Annotated in this window: 15 protein-coding genes and 1 other RNA gene; 13 read left to right on the top strand and 3 right to left on the bottom strand. The window is 50.3% G+C overall.

Translation table 11 applies throughout. From position 1 onward, the window contains the following. Nucleotides 1-216: 216 nt before the first annotated feature. The 3 genes from EQU24_RS19785 to EQU24_RS19775 are packed head-to-tail and all read right to left on the bottom strand — an operon-like array spanning nucleotide 217 to nucleotide 3,005. Complete coding sequence (locus EQU24_RS19785) at nucleotides 217-804, bottom strand: D-sedoheptulose-7-phosphate isomerase (RefSeq protein ID WP_017841901.1); 588 nt, start codon at nucleotides 802-804, stop codon at nucleotides 217-219. A gap of 11 nt (nucleotides 805-815) precedes the next feature. Continuing rightward, on the bottom strand, nucleotides 816-1,178 hold the full coding sequence (locus EQU24_RS19780) for a YraN family protein (RefSeq protein WP_017841902.1): 363 nt from the start codon (nucleotides 1,176-1,178) through the stop codon (nucleotides 816-818). A gap of 9 nt (nucleotides 1,179-1,187) precedes the next feature. Continuing rightward, on the bottom strand, nucleotides 1,188-3,005 hold the full coding sequence (locus tag EQU24_RS19775; protein ID WP_175421709.1) for a penicillin-binding protein activator: 1,818 nt from the start codon (nucleotides 3,003-3,005) through the stop codon (nucleotides 1,188-1,190). A gap of 107 nt (nucleotides 3,006-3,112) precedes the next feature. On the opposite strand from EQU24_RS19775, the gene rsmI reads away from it, so the two are divergent. The 13 genes from rsmI (at nucleotide 3,113) to murC (ending at nucleotide 17,806) form a co-directional block, all read left to right on the top strand. Then, the gene (gene rsmI / locus EQU24_RS19770) at nucleotides 3,113-3,979 is read left to right on the top strand and encodes a 16S rRNA (cytidine(1402)-2'-O)-methyltransferase (protein ID WP_017841904.1); all 867 of its coding nucleotides are present in this window, start codon (nucleotides 3,113-3,115) and stop codon (nucleotides 3,977-3,979) included. Between the two features lie 175 nt (nucleotides 3,980-4,154). Next, nucleotides 4,155-4,520, top strand: an RNA gene (rnpB, locus tag EQU24_RS19765) — RNase P RNA component class A. Between the two features lie 934 nt (nucleotides 4,521-5,454). Further along, nucleotides 5,455-5,922 (top strand): division/cell wall cluster transcriptional repressor MraZ, encoded by a 468-nt coding sequence (gene mraZ / locus EQU24_RS19755; protein WP_026130306.1) that lies wholly within the window; start codon nucleotides 5,455-5,457, stop codon nucleotides 5,920-5,922. A 16-nt stretch (nucleotides 5,923-5,938) separates the two neighbouring features. Further along, nucleotides 5,939-6,865: a 16S rRNA (cytosine(1402)-N(4))-methyltransferase RsmH gene (gene rsmH / locus EQU24_RS19750; protein WP_017841907.1), complete on the top strand. Its 927-nt coding sequence runs from the start codon at nucleotides 5,939-5,941 to the stop codon at nucleotides 6,863-6,865. Beyond that, on the top strand, nucleotides 6,862-7,140 hold the full coding sequence (ftsL, locus tag EQU24_RS19745; RefSeq protein ID WP_017841908.1) for a cell division protein FtsL: 279 nt from the start codon (nucleotides 6,862-6,864) through the stop codon (nucleotides 7,138-7,140). Before rsmH ends, ftsL begins: the two co-directional genes overlap by 4 nt. Further along, nucleotides 7,141-8,880, top strand: a complete 1,740-nt coding sequence (locus EQU24_RS19740) for a peptidoglycan D,D-transpeptidase FtsI family protein (protein ID WP_017841909.1) — start codon at nucleotides 7,141-7,143, stop codon at nucleotides 8,878-8,880. Then, nucleotides 8,877-10,343: a UDP-N-acetylmuramoyl-L-alanyl-D-glutamate--2,6-diaminopimelate ligase gene (locus tag EQU24_RS19735; protein ID WP_017841910.1), complete on the top strand. Its 1,467-nt coding sequence runs from the start codon at nucleotides 8,877-8,879 to the stop codon at nucleotides 10,341-10,343. Before EQU24_RS19740 ends, EQU24_RS19735 begins: the two co-directional genes overlap by 4 nt. Next, nucleotides 10,340-11,701 (top strand): UDP-N-acetylmuramoyl-tripeptide--D-alanyl-D-alanine ligase, encoded by a 1,362-nt coding sequence (locus tag EQU24_RS19730; RefSeq protein ID WP_017841911.1) that lies wholly within the window; start codon nucleotides 10,340-10,342, stop codon nucleotides 11,699-11,701. The genes EQU24_RS19735 and EQU24_RS19730 overlap by 4 nt, the downstream gene beginning before the upstream one ends. Nucleotide 11,702: 1 nt before the next feature. Next, nucleotides 11,703-12,785: a phospho-N-acetylmuramoyl-pentapeptide-transferase gene (gene mraY / locus EQU24_RS19725; protein ID WP_017841912.1), complete on the top strand. Its 1,083-nt coding sequence runs from the start codon at nucleotides 11,703-11,705 to the stop codon at nucleotides 12,783-12,785. Beyond that, nucleotides 12,782-14,158 (top strand): UDP-N-acetylmuramoyl-L-alanine--D-glutamate ligase, encoded by a 1,377-nt coding sequence (gene murD / locus EQU24_RS19720; protein ID WP_017841913.1) that lies wholly within the window; start codon nucleotides 12,782-12,784, stop codon nucleotides 14,156-14,158. Before mraY ends, murD begins: the two co-directional genes overlap by 4 nt. After that, nucleotides 14,155-15,333 (top strand): putative lipid II flippase FtsW, encoded by a 1,179-nt coding sequence (gene ftsW, locus EQU24_RS19715; protein ID WP_017841914.1) that lies wholly within the window; start codon nucleotides 14,155-14,157, stop codon nucleotides 15,331-15,333. Before murD ends, ftsW begins: the two co-directional genes overlap by 4 nt. Next, the gene (gene murG / locus EQU24_RS19710; RefSeq protein ID WP_017841915.1) at nucleotides 15,315-16,370 is read left to right on the top strand and encodes an undecaprenyldiphospho-muramoylpentapeptide beta-N-acetylglucosaminyltransferase; all 1,056 of its coding nucleotides are present in this window, start codon (nucleotides 15,315-15,317) and stop codon (nucleotides 16,368-16,370) included. The genes ftsW and murG overlap by 19 nt, the downstream gene beginning before the upstream one ends. Next, a complete protein-coding gene (gene murC / locus EQU24_RS19705) occupies nucleotides 16,367-17,806 on the top strand; it encodes a UDP-N-acetylmuramate--L-alanine ligase (protein WP_017841916.1) in 1,440 nt (479 codons plus the stop codon). The genes murG and murC overlap by 4 nt, the downstream gene beginning before the upstream one ends. Nucleotides 17,807-17,846 lie beyond the last annotated feature (40 nt).

The raw sequence follows: 17,846 nt of genomic DNA, 5'->3' as shown, positions 1-17,846 counted from the left end.
AGCGGCCGTGGTTTTCAAATCTTTAGGTTGAAAAGAGTGAGGCTTTAACGTTACATCTAAATTCGGCAGTTTAACCATGAAGCGCATGAAGGCTTTCAAGAAAATACCTAAACATTCTCCATTCTCGCCAACCTATTCGGTGTGCGAAAGTTCTATGCAAATCTACAGCAACTTATTGAATTAACTTATTATTCATGGTGAAACGCTTTTTCTAAGTTAAAGGCTTCCGAATATTTGGTGATCGATCAGATCGCATAAGCAGTGACTAATCAATAAGTGCGTTTCTCGGATCCGGCTGTCGTTACTGGAGGGAACCCGGATCTCAATATCCGAGGTATTTAAAATCGGTGCCAGCATGCCGCCATCATGTCCGGTCAATGCGATCACCGATATATTTTTGTCGTGTGCGGCCGTAACGGCTTTGAGAATATTGGCCGGGTTGCCGTTACTGGAGAAGACCAGCAAGATATCTTCGCTTTGACCAAGGGCCTTGACTTGTTTGGCGAAAATGTCGTCGAAATGGTAGTCAGCGGCAATCGAGGTAATAACAGCGGTGTCGGCAGTCAACGCAATTGCCGGTAAGGCCGGGCGTTCTCGTTCCAAGCGGTTCAGCATTGCCGCCGAAAACTGTCCGGCATTTGCGGCACAAGCGCCGTTACCGCAGACTAGGATTTTGTTGTCGTTTAATATCGCCGTAACTAGTTTTTGTGAGGCGAATTCGATCGATTCGCCGAGACCGGCCAAGGTATCTTGTAGAGTTTGTAGGCTTTCGTTGAAATGCAGGGTAATTCGTTCTTGTAACATGATGGAAGTTGTCAAGTTAAAAAGGCGTTTTTTATCCAATCGATATTGGCGTCGCCGGAAACGGCAACGACGTCGAAGCGTATCGGACAAGGCGACGGGTGTCGTGATAAATAGAACCGTGTGGCGGCAATGATGCGCGATTGTTTTCGCGGGGTGACGCTTTCCAAAGCACTGCCGAAACGGTCGGATTTACGGTAGCGCACTTCGATAATTACCAGCGCCTCGCCGTCTTTCATGATCAAATCCAGTTCACCTAAACGGCAGCGAAAGTTACGAGCCACCGGTTTCAGGCCTTGGTCGATAAGAAAGCGGTGAGCTTTCTCCTCGGCAGATTCGCCGCTGACCAGGTGTTTGGCTTTCAATGGATTTAACAAATGCTGTCCTCAATACGAGTCGTCGTTCGGTGTCGCGATGCTTTGGTAGCTCTCGGACGTGCTTTGAACAAAGCCGATGACCTTAGGTACTCCTTGATTGAATTTGGCGCAGACCAAATTTCTTTTGATTCGGCCGGCCTTCGTCAGCAACAAGTTACCGGTCGCGCCATGATATTGAACGCTGCTTAGTTTACCAAGATGCGGAACCAGATTGTAGGCGTCGATCCCCATTGCCATTAAACGTAAATAAACGCTGGGGAATTGTTGCCAAGTGCTACGTAAGGCATTAATACTTAATTCGCCTTGGTAAACATTGTCGAATAGCCAAGGAATGTCGCAAAACGTTATCGTGTTCAAGTCCGTGTCCAGCTGAGGATTAGGCAAACCGCTATAAATATGGGGTGTGGCATAAACCGGCAAGTGCTGGGCATGAAAAAAACGCAATTGCGGATTAATCGAGCGCGCCGCCGTTTCATAGGCATTCAGAAAAATGACGTCGGCATCGCGTCGGATTCTCGGGACGAAAACGGCTGTTGGTAAGAATTGTCGGATTTTTTGATAACGCTGATTGCTTTCATCCAAATTCAATAGTTTTTTAATCGGTTCGGAAAAATCGGTCTGATTGGCTTGATAAGTTTGAATTTCCAGCAGGTTTGCGTCGGCTTTGTTCCAGAAATCCCGGATGTATTCGCCGATTCTTAAACCTTGCTCGGTATCGGGTATCAATAACAATGCGTTTTGTCGACCGTCGAACCAGGCAAGGCTAGCGATTTGTTCGGCGTCGTCGATTGGGCTGAGTCCGAATTGGTAAAGATTGGCTTTGTTTATTTCCGGAACATGATTGAGTGCAAGAACCGGAATACTTAAATCAGATGATGCCGCTAGGTTTTCAATGTCGGGTTTGCTGAGCGGGCCGATGACCATTTCCGCGCCCTCGGCGATAGCCTGATGATAAAGTACCGGTAGTGCGCTTTGACCGCTGTCGTAAAAACGAAGATCGGGCTTGGTTTCATTGCGATCCTGATAATAGGCGGCCATGATGCCCTCGCGAATGGCTTTTCCTGCGCGTCCGATAGGGCCTGTTTCGGGTAAAAACACGGCGATTTTGCCCGGTTGTTTGAAAGCATGCGCCGATTGAGCCAAGTAGCCTTGCAGAAATGCCGAGTCAGCGGGGTGATGAGGATAGTTTTGCCGCCATTGATCCAATGCGGTATCCAACAGAGCGCGATTATGTTGGTTGGTTTTGAGTAATTGCGCTAACGCCATCCATCCGGATAAGACATTGGTGCTTTCGGGGCTTGTTTGTTCCAGCGCCGCTACGGGTAGCAAGCTTAAGGTCTCAAGAATTGCGGCATGATTGGCCGGTTGTTGCGCGGGCGGCAGCAAATTACTCAATTCGACTCTCGAAGCAGCGCTTTTTTTCAGTTCGCCGGTCAACGAATAGGCAAAGGCACGGGATTGATGGAATTTGATTTGATCGGACCGCGGTAGTTGCAGCGGTTTGACTAGATTTAGTCTAGCGCTTGCTTGTTCCGCATCGCCGAAGCTGAGATCGATTTGCGCGTAATAAAGATTAAGCTGGTTGCGTTGCAACAAAGTAAGGTTATCCGGGTTGATTGCGTCGGCATAGTGTTTAGCGGTATCGCTATCGCCGGATTGGATTAACGATTCGATCGTAAATAAGCGTAATTGGTCTTGAAACTCGGATTGCTCGTCGGCAATGCGTCGATAAACTTGCGCGGCTTTGGCGGGTTGGCCTTGATCCATGAAGGCTTTAGCCGTGTGAGCGTCCGCCGGAAAAGACGGTTCATGGTCTTGGGGGGGCATGCACCCTGCGAGAAAAGTGCAAAGCAGCAAAAATGGCGAATGAAAATGGCGACTCATAGAAGGGTATACCTTTAAAATAGATCGGTTTAATCAGATGAGAGAATCCAATGTCTAGTCAATGCGGCAAATTATACGTGGTTGCCACGCCGATAGGTAATTTAGCGGATTTTAGTTTCCGGGCCGTCGACGTGTTAAAGGAAGTCGATTTGATTGCCGCGGAAGATACTCGACATGTCAGAATGCTATTACAGCATTACGGTATTGCCAACCGCTTAGTCTCGTTGCATCAGCACAACGAAGAAACGGCTTCGGCCGGATTGCTCGAAAAAATTCGCGGAGGTCTCGATATTGCGTTGGTTTCGGATGCAGGTACGCCGCTATTGAGCGATCCCGGTATGCCTTTGGTGCGCATGGCCAAAGATGCAGGCATCGAGGTATCGCCGATTCCGGGGGCCTGCGCTTTGATTGCGGCATTGTCGGCTGCAGGTTTGCCGGTGAGCCGTTTTATTTTCGAAGGTTTCTTGCCGCGGACATCGTCAGCACGTAAAACATTTTTTAAGGAGCGTTTGAATTGCGAATCGACCTGGGTTTTTTATGAGTCCAGCCATCGAATTTTAGATGCATTGAAGGATATGTCGGAAATATTGCCGGCCGACAGGCAGTTGGTAATTGCGAGGGAAATCACCAAATTACACGAAACGATCGTTAAGCGCCGTTTGGACGAGATGCTGGAATTGGTTGAAAGCGACGAAAACATGCGCAAAGGCGAATTCGTCGTGATTGTCGAGGGCGCTGTCATCGACAAAAATAACCAAGCATTGAGTGCCGAACATTTATCGGTATTAAAGACTCTTCTAAAGGAGTGTTCTGTCAAGACAGCCGCGGCTTTAGCCGCTGAAATTACCGGAGCTAAGAAGAAGGTTTTGTATGAGGCGGCTTTGGAGATGATGGGCAAGGTGATAGGTGAAAGGTGAAAGGTGAAAAGGTGAAAGGGGAAAGGGGAAAGGGGAAATTTTGGCTTGACAAATGGATTAAATGTCGCAATATTTCACCGCTCACCGCTCACCGCTCACCGCTCACCGCTCACCGCTCACCGCTCACCGCAAATTAATTTTCCGACATGTTTTTAATTCGCGTATAATTTCGCCGAGAGTCGGCCGGACAGTCGCTGTTTTGCCTTAGGGTAGAAGAGAGGAAAGTCCGGGCTCCATTGGGCAGAGTGCCAGGTAATGCCTGGGAGGCGCGAGCCTACGGAAAGTGCCACAGAAAATATACCGCCCCCCACCTAGAATCTGGATTCTAGGTGGGGGGTAAGGGTGAAATGGTGCGGTAAGAGCGCACCGCGCGGCTGGTAACAGGCGTGGCAGGGCAAACCCCACTCGGAGCAAGATCAAATAGGGGGACAGACGCGTGGCCCGCGCGGTTCCCGGGTAGATCGCTCGAGCCGTAAGGTGACTTGCGGCCTAGATGAATGACTGTTCGCGACAGAACCCGGCTTACAGGCCGACTCTTTTTTCACTACCGATTGCCGATTTTTTGCGTCTTTGCAGAAAATATCCGCGCATTCCCTCCTCCTACTCCCTTTATACCCATCATAGATCAAAATTCGACGCCGGGGTGTCCGCCAAAGGACGCCGTGAATACGTCCAAGTAGGGCTCTATGCCAGCTCCATGCCGGCAAAGCCTTTGTCAGACACCCCTGCGCCTCCTCGGGCACTGCCGAAATTTGAGGTGCGAAAGGTATAAACCCAAAAATCGGCCTGTTTTATGAAAGTATGGGGTGTGGCTAGCGAGGATGTCGGCAGCAGGGCAGATTTTTGCTCCATGCAAAATCTGCATTAACGCCATCCTTGGCGTTCGAGCTGCCGTCAAGCCCTCTTGGATGGGTTCACGGCGGTCCTCGTTAGGTACATCCCATACCCTTTATTCTTAGACGGTTTTGATTCAAAAGGGAGTAAATCCGATTGCCGTTAAGTCTCTAACGATCGGCGATTTAGGTTGTCTAAGTCCGCAGCGGCTATACCATTTTCAAAGCCCCTAATGCTTCTCTTCTCTTCTTTTTGTGCGATAAAAAATCCATTTTCATGCCTTTAATATTGAAAACCGGGTTTAGCGCTACTGGTTGTCGATTTGATTTTACGGTTGTAGAAAGTTGTTTGCAGCATTTGGCGGAGAGGTTTGTTTTATTTTGAGACGGTTCCGATTCGATACCTTCTAGTCAATTAATAGCTTTTCTTAACATTATTAATTAACTTTTTGATAAAGCGGGCAAATTGTTTTTTCTGCTGTGATATTTTCAAAGTGTTTTGTTCGGCTTTTATAAGTCATTGTCTTGCCATAAATAATTAAATTCAAATCGATCTTGACTAAGGTCGGATTGAAATCTATAGTGAACAAAAGTGGTGTAAAGTGGAAAAAAAGGGATTTTTTTGGCGAGCCGGGGCTTATTTTGTTAAGAGGCATCAATCCAATCAATCTTGACGCGAAAGGGCGTTTTGCAATTCCGACTAAATATCGGGAGGAGTTGTTGGAGAGTTGCGATCGGCAATTGATCGTCACGGTTGCGGTCGATGAGCATTGCGTCGGCGAAAACGGTTGTTTGTGGCTCTATCCCTTGCCGGAATGGGAAAAAGTCGAACAGGCCATTCTTAAGAAGCCGACTTTAAATAAAATGCTGACCAAACTTAGGCGTTTTTTGATCGGTAACGCGACAGAATGCGAAATGGATATGCAAGGCCGTATATTATTGCCGGAGAAATTGAGAAGCTTTGCCGGCATGGACAAGAAAATTATGTTGGTCGGGCAATTGAACAAATTCGAAATATGGAATGAAGAGGCATGGAATGCCAAAGAAGCCGAATGGATGAACAGCGACGATACCGAAGGTCTCGAAGAGCTAGGTTCTTTGTCTTTTTAATACGGGGAGATCTTAAGTGGAGCATTTGCCCGTATTGTTTTCGGAAGCGTTGCAAGCGCTTGCCATTAAAGCCGATGGCATTTATATCGATTGTACATTTGGGCGTGGCGGACACAGTCGTGGGATTCTGGATAGGTTAGGTCCTTCCGGTCGCTTACTAGCCTTAGACCGGGACATCGATGCGATTCAGTCGGAATGGGCGCGTGAAATAGCGAGCGATAAGCGTTTTAGTTTGCATCATGCATGCTTTTCGTCATTGCAAGCAATCGCCGAACAGGAGAATGTGCGAGGTCGGGTGGATGGCTTATTAATGGATTTAGGCGTCTCGTCGCCGCAATTGGATACCCCCGAACGGGGGTTTAGTTTTTTATACGACGGCCCTTTGGATATGCGAATGGATCATCGCTCGGGTTTGTCCGCAGCGCAATGGTTGACCGAAGTCGATGAGCGCGATTTGGTTCAAGTGTTATTCGAATTCGGCGAAGAGCGCTTTGCGCGGCGAATTGCTCGCGCCATTGTCGAACAGCGCCAGGAGCAACCGCTATCGACGACGCGGCAACTTGCCGAACTAATTGTAAACAGTGTGCCTGTTAGAGAAAAGCACAAACACCCTGCAACCCGAACTTTTCAGGCAATTCGGATTGCTGTCAATCGAGAACTCGAGGAATTGAAAAGTGGTTTGGAGCAGGCGGTCGATGTATTAAAACCCGGCGGACGTCTGGTTGTGATTTCGTTTCATTCATTGGAAGATCGAATTGCCAAGCGTTTTATCCGCGCGGAGTCGGGAGCCAAGTACGATCCAGGCAGATTACCGATTATGGAATCTGAAATAAAGAAAGGCATTTTGCGCAAAGTCGGTAAAGCGATCAAGGCCGGTGGAGGCGAGGTGGCGAAAAATCCACGGGCAAGAAGCGCGATCATGCGTGTGGCGGAAAGGTTGTGACGGAAACCAGGAGCGCTATTTTATCCTTGGCAGGCTTGTTGCTGTTAATACTGGGATCCGCAATGGGAGTCATTTACAGCAAGTATCAGTCACGATTGTTGTTTGTCGAAATACAGCAACAAGAACGCGAGCTGGACCGATACGAAGTAGAGTGGGGTCAATTACAGTTGGAGTTGACGACATTAGCGGAAGAAAATCGGGTCGAACAAATTGCCCGGGATAAATTAAAACTGGTCATGCCGGAACGAGACAAATTTATTTATTTAAAACCTTAGATGCACGGTTTTTCAACGCGTAAAAAAAAGGATGAACCGGAAACGGACTTTACCGTCAGGCGTAAAGTGTTATTGGTTTTTATGCTTGGAGCGATGGGTTTGCTGGCCGTTCGCGCCTTCGACCTGCAGGTATTGAGAAAGCAATTTCTCAAACAGCAGGGCGATATGCGCCATGTCAGTGCGGTATCGGTGTCTGCTTATCGAGGCATGATACTGGACCGAAACGGAGAGCCATTAGCGATCAGCTCGCCGGTTCAATCGATCTGGGTAAATCCGCAAGAACTCGCGGATGCCGAACCGGCTGCTATCGGGCAAATGGAAAAGCTTCTCGATTTGCCCGATAGAAAAATTAAAAACTTGATCGTGCCTGGTACTAAGCGGCGTTTTGCTTATGTCAAACGGCGCATCAATCCGCATTTGGCTGCGCAAGTAAAAGCATTAGATGTCCCTGGTGTTTATTTCGAACGAGAATTTAAACGCTATTATCCGGCGGGCCCGGTATCGGCTCATTTGGTCGGTTTTACGAATGTCGACGATGTCGGCCAAGAAGGCATTGAGCTTGCCTATGACGCAGTACTAAGAGGGACGGCCGGGAGCAAGCGGGTTATTCGCGACGGCAAAAGGCAAATTATTGGTGATGTCGAGGCGATATCGGCTCCGATCGATGGGCGGAATGTGCAGCTGAGCATCGACGAGCGCATTCAATATTTGGCTTATCGCGAATTACAGGCGGCAGTGCTTGAGCACCGCGCGAAAGCGGCGGCATTGGTTGTTCTAGACGCAAAAACCGGCGAGGTACTGGCCGATGCCAACCATCCTGCGTTCAATCCAAACACCCGAACGCACCTCAAAGGCAGTGCATTCAGAAATCGAGCGATTACCGATGTTTTCGAACCGGGTTCGACGGTCAAGCCCTTCGTTATCGCGGCGGCACTCGACGGCGGCTATATCAAGCCTGACTTGAAAATCGAAACGAATGGCACGTACCGAATCGGGCGAAATGTCGTCAGAGACGTGCACAACTACGGTACGCTTGATTTAACGCATGTCTTGAAAAAATCAAGTAATGTCGCAACCAGCATTGTCGCACTGGAGATGCCTCCGGACTATTTTTGGGGCATTTACAATCAATTAGGATTCGGCAACGCGGCGGGTATCGGTTTTCCAGGGGAAGCAAGTGGTAGCGTGCTGGATTACCAACGCTGGAATCAATTCGCGCAGGCGACCTTATCGTTCGGCTACGGTATGAATGCTTCGGTGCTTCAACTGGCAAGGGCTTATACGGCATTGGCCGATAACGGCTTGCTGCATTCGGTTAGTTTGTTGAAACGCGATCGTGACCCCGAAGCCAAACGCGTGTTTTCCGCGAAAACGGCCCAGTTGATTAGAACCATGCTGGAACAAGTCGTCTTGAAAGACGGTACCGCCTATCAGGCTAGGGTCGATGGCTATCGAGTCGCCGGCAAAACCGGAACGGCTAAAAAAGCCGGCGAAGGCGGCTATAAGGAAAAAAAATATTTATCGATTTTTGTCGGTATGGCGCCGGCTAGCGATCCGCGCGTCGTGATCGCGGTGATGGTGGATGAACCCTCGGCTGGTGCTTATTACGGAGGTGCGGTGGCAGGTCCCGTATTTTCCAAAGTTATGGCCGGTGCGCTGAGAATACTCGATGTCGCGCCGGACCAAGAAGAAACCATGCCGGTTTTGATCAGTAAAACCCCGGATCTCGTAGCGCAATGAAATTAGCAGAACTGCTGTCAGGCCATGCCCGAACCGGAGCGGATATCCCCGTTCGAGGGTTATCTCTGAATAGCCGGGATATTAAACCGGGCGACGTGTTCATCGCCGTGCAGGGCGTAAGGCAGCATGGTTTGGCGCATGTTCGCCAAGCTCTCGAACTCGGGGCTAGTGCGGTACTCTTTGAACCTCGTGGGGCGAGCGAATGGTTAGGTGGCGATCATCGTGATGTGCCATTTATCGCGGTCGAAGATCTGAATATGAAGTTGGGAGCGATCGCAAGCCGATTCTATGGCGAGCCGTCCGGTCGATTGCATGTGATTGGCATAACCGGCACTAACGGAAAAACGTCGTGCAGCCAGTTTTTAGCTCAAGCCCTGGATCGATGCGGGATTATCGGTACCTTAGGCTGGGGAGTTTCGGGCCATTTACACCAAACGATCAATACGACCCCGGATGCATTGGCGATTCAATGCATGTTGGCGAAATTGTTCGACGACCGACTGACAGCGGTTGCGATGGAAGTTTCCTCGCATGGCTTAGAACAGGGACGAGTGAACGGTATCCGTTTTCAAGGGGTCGTTTATACGAATATCAGTCGCGACCATTTGGACTATCACGGCTCGATGGAGCGGTATGTTCAAGCCAAATTAAAGTTGTTGGCAATGCCTGGTGTGAAGTTTGCCGTGATCAATTTGGATGATGCCTACAGTCAGCAAGTGCTGGCAGCGGTTCCCGATGGGGTGCTCGTGTGGGCCAGTAGTCTCCGCGGTAAAACCTTACCCTGCGGCGAATCGGTTCGCGGCGATTCGCTTCGTCAGACACTATCAGGAATCGAGCTTAACTTAACCTGGCGGGATCGACAAAAAAAAGTTTGTATCCCTTTATTTGGTGAATTCAACGCGGAAAATGCGTTGACGGTTTTTACCACTTTATTGGCTTCCGGCATGGATTTTGATAAAGCGGCTATAGAAATCGAACGCTTACAAGCGATCCCAGGGCGCATGGAGCGTTATGGCGGCGGCAATGAGCCATGGGTTTTTGTCGATTATGCTCATACGCCGGACGCACTCGACAAAGTATTGACGGGGCTTCGTAAGCAATGCGAAAAAAAATTGACGATCGTATTCGGCTGCGGCGGCGATCGGGATGAGGGCAAGCGGTCGCAAATGGGCCGTATTGCGCAACAGTGGGCGGACCGGGTTATTTTGACCGATGACAACCCGCGCGGAGAAGCGCCGGAAATGATTGTCGAAGCCATTATGGAAGGCTGTCGGTCGGGCGGTGTTTCCGTCATTCATGACAGGGCGCTGGCGATACAGACAGCGATTAGCGAGGCCGGCTCCGGTGATTGTGTGTTGATCGCGGGTAAAGGCCATGAAGAATATCAAGAAGTAAAAGGCCGAAAGATACCTTTTAGCGATAGAGAGACCGTAATAAAAGCACTGAGGTTAGTCGGGCAATGAAGTTAATGTTGAGCGAAATCGCGGATTATGTCGGCGGAGTTCTGTTCGGCGAGGATAAGGTCGTCACGGGAGTCAGTATTGACACGCGTACCATCGAAACGGGCAATCTCTATTGCGCGATCAAAGGCGAGCGATTCGATGGCAATGATTTTGTCGGTGATGCCGAGCAGGCAGGAGCAGTCGCGGCGATCTTAAGTCGTAAGGTCGAGGTGACGATGCCGATTGTTGTAGTGTCCGATACTCGCCTGGCTCTGGCTGAATTGGCCGGTTTTTGGCGGAACAGGCAAGCTGCACAAGTGGTTGGCATTACCGGCAGCAACGGCAAAACCACGGTCAAAGAAATGACCGCTGCGATATTGGGGATTCAAGGCCCGGTTCTTTATACCCAAGGCAATCTGAACAACGACATCGGTGTGCCGTTGACCTTAATGAGGATGGGCGCCGAGCATCGCTATGCGGTGATCGAGATGGGCGCGAACCATGCCGGTGAAATTGCCTATACCAGTCGGTATGCCAAGCCGCAGGTGACGATTATTAGCAATGTCGGCCCCGCGCATTTAGAAGGTTTCGGCAGTGTCGATGGCATCGCTCGAGCGAAAGGCGAAATTATCGGCTCTCTCGGTTCGGATGGGACGGCCGTGTTGAATCATGACGATACCTATTTCGATTATTGGAAAGAGCAGGCAGGAACACGCAAGGTATTGTCGTTCGGGCTAAAACCAGGCGCCGATATTCGTGCCGAAAACATCGTAACGCGTATCGAAAACGGCGAATTTGCGACAGCTTTCGAATGGATTCAAGGTGCGGTGCGTTATCCGATGCGGCTCAAATTGGCCGGCCGGCATAATGTACTGAATGCCTTGGCCGCAGGTGCCGCCGCTACCGCATTGGGTTTTGAGCCGATGACGATCAAGCAAGGACTCGAAAAGGTCCAGCCGGTTACCGGGCGTTTACAGCCGCTGGTCGGGCGTCAGGGCAATATCGTGATCGATGATACCTACAACGCTAACTCTGCATCGTTGAAGGCGGGTCTCGATGTGTTGATCGAATGCGGCGGTGAGCCCTGGGTGGCTTTAGGCGCCTTTGGCGAACTGGGACCCGAAAGCGCGAAAATACACCGCGAAATGGGCGAAGCCATGAAAACGATTGGCGTAAAAAGGCTGTTCGCGACCGGAGTCGACGCTCGGAATACCGTGCAGTCTTTTGGCGAAGGAGGCATTTTTTACGAAACGCAAGATGAATTAACAGAAGCTTTGAAGCGCGAAATGAACGGTCATGAAACCCTACTCGTGAAAGGGTCGAGAGCTCAGCGCATGGAACGTGTGGTCGGAGCCATCGTAGAGAATTACAGGAAATAGCATGTTACTTTATTTAACCGAATATTTGATGACGCTCGATAGCGCGTTTCGGGTTTTTCAATATTTGACGATGCGGGCCATTTTGGGGGCGCTCACCGCGTTGATTATCTCGCTGGTGATCGGGCCGTTCATGATTAAAAAATTGACCAGAAGAAAAATCGGTCAATGTGTGCGCACGGATGGGCCTAAAACGCATTTCGACAAAGCCGGAACGCCGACGATGGGCGGTGCGTTGATATTGGTCGCGGTCGGCATTAGCACCTTGCTGTGGAGCAACCTCGAAAACCGTTATATCTGGGTGATTTTTATCGTTACGATGGGCTTCGGCATCATCGGTTTTGTCGACGATTATAAAAAAGTCATGTTGGGTAATAGCGATGGGTTGTCGGCCAGGGCTAAATATTTTTGGCAATCGGTGATCGGAATGAGTGCAGCCGTCTATTTATTTGTCACAGCAAGCGCACCGGCCGAAACTCAATTCATCGTGCCGTTTTTCAAAGATGTCGGTATCGAAATGGGGTGGTTGTATATTGTCATGACTTATTTTGTCATCGTCGGAAGCAGCAATGCGGTGAATTTGACCGATGGCTTGGACGGCTTGGCGATCATGCCGACTATCATGGTGGCGGCGGGACTAGGGATATTCGCTTATTTGTCGGGCCATGTCGAGTTTGCGAAATACTTGGCGATTCCGTTTTTGCCGAATTCGGGCGAATTGATTGTGTTTTGCGCTGCGTTAATCGGTGCCGGGCTAGGCTTTTTGTGGTTCAACACCTATCCGGCCATGGTGTTCATGGGCGATGTCGGCGCACTGTCGCTGGGTGCGGCGCTGGGTGTTTTGGCGGTGCTGGTTAGACAGGAAATTGTTTTGGTGATCATGGGCGGCGTATTCGTGATGGAAACCCTGTCGGTGATTATACAAGTCGCATCATTCAAAATGACCGGTAAACGGGTGTTTCGCATGGCGCCGATTCATCATCACTTTGAATTGAAAGGTTGGCCGGAGCCGCGCGTTATCGTCAGGTTTTGGATCATTACCTTTATTTTAGTATTAATCGGTTTGTCGACTTTGAAGTTGAGATGACGATGAATGTAGTCAATACAGCCACGGCTTTAGCCGAAAAGTTTGGTCTGGAAGCGGCCAATTCCAGAGTGCTGGTAGTAGGAGCCGGCGAAACGGGGTTCTCGGTCGCTCGCTTCTTAGATGCACAAGGGATACGCTTTGCCATCGTCGACAGCCGGGCAAAGCCGCCGTTGCTCGACAAGCTATTGGAAAACCTGCCCGATGCGGCAGTGTTTACCGGCGGTTTCGATGCCGATGCTTTTAAAGTGGCGACTCATTTGATTGTCAGTCCCGGCGTTTCTCTTCGGGAGGATTCGATTGTCAAGGCGCATGCGCAAGGCGCCAAAATCATCGGCGATATCGATTTGTTGGCGGCCTGTGCAGCGGCGCCGATCGTTGCGATTACCGGATCGAACGGTAAAAGTACCGTTACGACCATGCTCGGCGCAATGGCTGTGGAAGCCGGGAAAAAAGCGGCAGTCGGCGGCAACCTGGGGACGCCGGCGTTGGACTTATTGGCACCGGATATCGAACTTTATATTTTGGAATTATCCAGTTTTCAATTGGAACGTACCGAGATACTGAATGCTTCTGCCGCGACAGTATTGAATATATCGCCGGATCATTTGGACCGATATGACAATGTTGCTGAATATGCCCGGGAAAAACAAAAAATATTTCGGGGCACCGGCGCTATGGTTTTGAATGCCGATGATCCTTTGGTCATCGATATGGCCGTGCCGGGTCGGAAGATATCGACTTTTGCGATCAATAACGAGGCGGAGTTCCATTTGGCTTGGGATGGCCACAAGGGATATTTGATGCGGAATGACAAGCGTTTGATGGCGCTGGACGAGTTGCCGCTCGAAGGACTGCATAATGCCGCGAACGCATTGGCGGCAATAGCGTTAGGTATGGCGATTGGTTTGGACGAACAATCGATGTGCAAAGCATTAACAAAATTCAAAGGCTTAGAGCATCGCATGCAGCGGGTTGCCGTTAAAAACGGCATCACCTGGGTCAACGATTCGAAGGCAACGAATATCGGTGCCTGCGTTGCGGCATTGCAAGGTTATACCCGGAAAGTGATTTTGATAGCAGGCGGCGATGCAAAGGGCGCGGACATGAACGAATTGGTCCCGGCGATCCAACGCCAGGCAAAAAGCGTGATCCTAATGGGTAAGGATGGGCCTTTGATCGAGCAAGCATTGAATAACAGCGTGCCCATTTATAAAGCTGAAAATGTCGCCCGGGCGGTGAAAATTGCTGCCGAAATTGCCGATGAGGGCGATACCGTATTGCTTTCTCCGGCTTGCGCGAGTCTTGATCAATATAAAAGCTATAAAGAGCGAGGCGAAAAATTCGCGACCGCGGTTATGGAGCTAAACGCATGAGCCTTAATATCACGCCGATTAAAGCCGGCCGATTTTATCTCGACCCGTTATTGCTTGCCGTAATTACGGGATTATTGCTCATCGGTTATGTGATGGTGTCGTCTTCTTCGTTGCACTTGGGCGCGAAGCTGGACAACAACAGCTTACTTTATCCGATCAAGCAGATGATCCATATCGGGCTAGGTTTGGCGTTGGCGGCGGGTGTTTTTACCGTGCCGCTCAGAAAATGGGAGCAATGGGGGCCGAATTTGTTTGTGTTCGGTCTGGGCTTGTTGGTGTTGGTATTGATCCCGGGACTTGGCGTCAGGGTCAATGGTGCGGTTCGATGGCTGTCGATAGGCGGTTTCCGTATCCAAGTTTCGGAAGTCGTAAAATTGATTTCGGTCATTTATATGGCCAGTTATGTCACGCGTTACGAGGACTCGGTTAGAAATTCTTCGTTCGGTCTGCTTAAGCCATTGTTCTTGTTCACGATTGCATGCGTATTGTTGCTGATGGAGCCCGATTTCGGTTCGGCAGTCGTGATTCTGATTATTGCCTTGGGCGTGATGTTTTTGGCCGGTGCCCGATTATGGCAATTCGGCATCTTATTGGCCGCGGTTTTAGCGATGGCCGCGATGCTGGTGATTGTTTCGCCCTATCGTTTACGGAGGGTGATCAGTTTTTTGGATCCGTGGGCTGATCCGCAGGACACCGGTTTTCAATTGGTTCAGGCGTTGATATCGTTTGGGCGGGGCGAGTGGTTTGGTGTAGGGCTCGGTAGCGGGATTCAAAAATTGTTTTATTTGCCCGAGGCGCACACCGATTTTTTGTTTTCGGTGATTGCCGAGGAATTGGGTTTATTGGGTGTCGTCACGGTCATTGTACTATTCGCACTATTGGTTTGGCGCGCCATTGATATCGGCGCTAAAGCCGAAGTGGTCGGTAACAAATTCGCGGCATTCATTGCCTACGGAATCGGGATTTGGTTCGGCTTCCAGTCGTTCATCAATATGGGCGTCAACATGGGGATGTTGCCGACCAAGGGGTTAACTTTGCCTCTGATGAGTTACGGGGGCGGCAGTATGATCGTGATGTGTTGTGCAGTGGCAATATTGTGTAGAGTCAATAGCGAAGTTCAGGAAATGACTGCAAGCCAGCCTAAAAGGAGGCCGGTTTGGGCTCGCGCATCTTAATCATGGCCGGTGGAACCGGCGGGCATGTGTTTCCGGCACTGGCGGTAGCCAATTATCTTGCCGAACAAGGCTGGCAAATGAGTTGGCTCGGTACAAAAGGCGGCTTGGAAAGCCGTGTCGTTCCGGCGCACAAAATTGACATCGATTGGCTTTCGGTGGCAGGTGTTCGCGGCAAAGGACTATTTTCGAAAATCAAGGCCTTATTGTTGTTGATAAAAGCCTGCGGGCAAGCGTGGCGGATTTTGCGCCGCCGCAAGCCGGATGTCGTTTTGGGTATGGGCGGCTTTGTCTCGGGGCCGGGGGGATTAATGGCTAAATTAATGGGGATTCCTCTGGTGATTCATGAACAAAACCGAGTGCCGGGTACGACTAATCGCTTGTTAGCCAAATGGGCTAATCGAGTGCTGGAAGCGTTTCCAGGAAGCTTCGATAAAAAAATAAATGCACTATGGAGCGGCAATCCGCTACGCAAAGAATTGATAGGGATTCCTGAAAAAAAAGAGCATCGGCCCGGAGAGGCGGTCAGGTTGCTGGTCATCGGCGGTAGTCAGGGGGCGCAGGTGCTGAATCAAGTTGTTCCGGATGCGGTTGCGGTCGTGAGCGGATTGAAAGTCAGGCATCAAACAGGCGAAATCATGCGTGCTCAAGTCGAACAGCGTTATCAAGAATTAGGCGTCGATGCGGAAGTATCCGCATTTATCGAAGATATGGCAGAGGCTTACCGATGGGCCGATATCGCGGTGTGCCGGTCCGGGGCAATGACGGTCAGCGAATTGGCTGCAGCCGGTATTCCGGCTGTGTTGATCCCATTACCGCATGCGATCGACGATCATCAAAACGCGAATGCGCGTTATTTGGCCGATGTCGGAGGCGCCATGATTCTACCGCAAAAAGATTTATCGCCCGAAACTTTGGCTGAGCGAATCAAGGTCGTGATCGAACATGTAGCTGAAATGAGCAAGAAAACGAGAGCCTGCGCCAAGCTGGATGCGACAGAGGCTGTGGCATTGTGCTGTCAAGCGGAGGTCGGACGATGAACCTTCCGAGAGTTAAAATACCGACCAAGGCTTTAGGTAATATTGATCGTATTCATTTTGTCGGTATCGGCGGTACCGGTATGAGTGGGATAGCCGAAGTCTTATCGAATTTAGGCTATCAAGTTTCTGGGTCGGATCTTAAGGAAAGCGCCGTTACCAAAAGATTGGTTGAATTGGGCGTTAACGTCACTATCGGGCATCGCCGAGAGAATATTAGCGATGCCGATGTGGTTGTCGTATCGACGGCAGTCGACCGCAGCAATGCGGAAGTCGATGAAGCCGTTATCAAGCGAATCCCGGTTATTCCGCGCGCCGAAATGCTTGCCGAATTAATGCGTTTCCGTTTCGGTATTGCCGTCGCCGGAACGCATGGAAAGACGACGACGACCAGTTTGATCGCGAGCATCCTAGCCGAAGCCGGCCTGGATCCGACTTTCGTGATTGGCGGACGGTTGAACAGTGCAGGCGCGAATGCCAAGCTCGGACAAGGACATTATTTGGTTGCCGAAGCCGATGAAAGCGATGCTTCGTTTTTATTTTTACAGCCGATGATGGCGGTCGTGACCAATATCGATCAGGACCATATGGCGACCTATCAAGGCAGCTATAACAATCTAAAAGATACCTTCATCAAGTTCATTCATCAATTGCCGTTTTACGGATTGGCTGTGATGTGTATCGATGATGAAGGCGTTCGGGCAGTTTTACCGCAGATGTCCAAACCGTTTAAGACTTATGGCGTCGATAAACAGGCCGATGTCCGGGCCGTAGAGATTATTCAGGACGGTATGTTTACCACGTTTACGGTATTGCGTGCCGGAGGCTACGAACCGCTCAAGGTAACCTTGAACATGCCAGGCTGGCATAACATGCTCAATGCATTGGCGGCGATTGCGATCGCGACGGCTTTGGATGTCGACGACGCTGCCATTGTTAAAAGCCTGCAAGCATTTAAAGGTGTTGGAAGACGGTTTCAGATACAGGGTGATTTGCCGATCGATAAGGGCAGATTAACGATGGTCGACGATTACGGGCATCATCCACGCGAAATTGCAGCGACGTTGGAAGCTGTGCGGCAGGCATGGCCGAATCGGCGGGAAGTCATTGTCTTTCAACCGCATCGCTATACCCGCACTCGGGATTTGTTCGAGGATTTCGTACAAGTGCTGTCGAGCGTCGATGTCTTGATCTTGCTCGATGTTTATCCGGCAGGAGAAGCTCCGATTACCGGCGCCGACGGACGGGCTTTGAGCCGCGCTATCAGGGTTAGGGGTCAGGTAGACCCGGTTTTCGTCGAAGACTTGGACGAACTGCCGGAAATATTGGCCGGCATTTTACAAGCCGGCGATGTATTGCTGACAATGGGGGCAGGCAATGTCGGACAAATTGCTGCCGACTTGCCGGAGCAATTGGCGGCAGCGCTAGAGCTGCGTTGATTTCGGGCGCCGGGATTAAAACCGGTGACTAAGATCTAAT

Origin of the sequence: Methylotuvimicrobium buryatense (genome assembly GCF_005931095.1) — a bacterium.
GTDB classification, from domain to species: domain Bacteria; phylum Pseudomonadota; class Gammaproteobacteria; order Methylococcales; family Methylomonadaceae; genus Methylotuvimicrobium; species Methylotuvimicrobium buryatense.
Note: the sequence above shows the minus strand (reverse complement) of the source record. Positions and strands in the feature narration are given on the sequence as shown.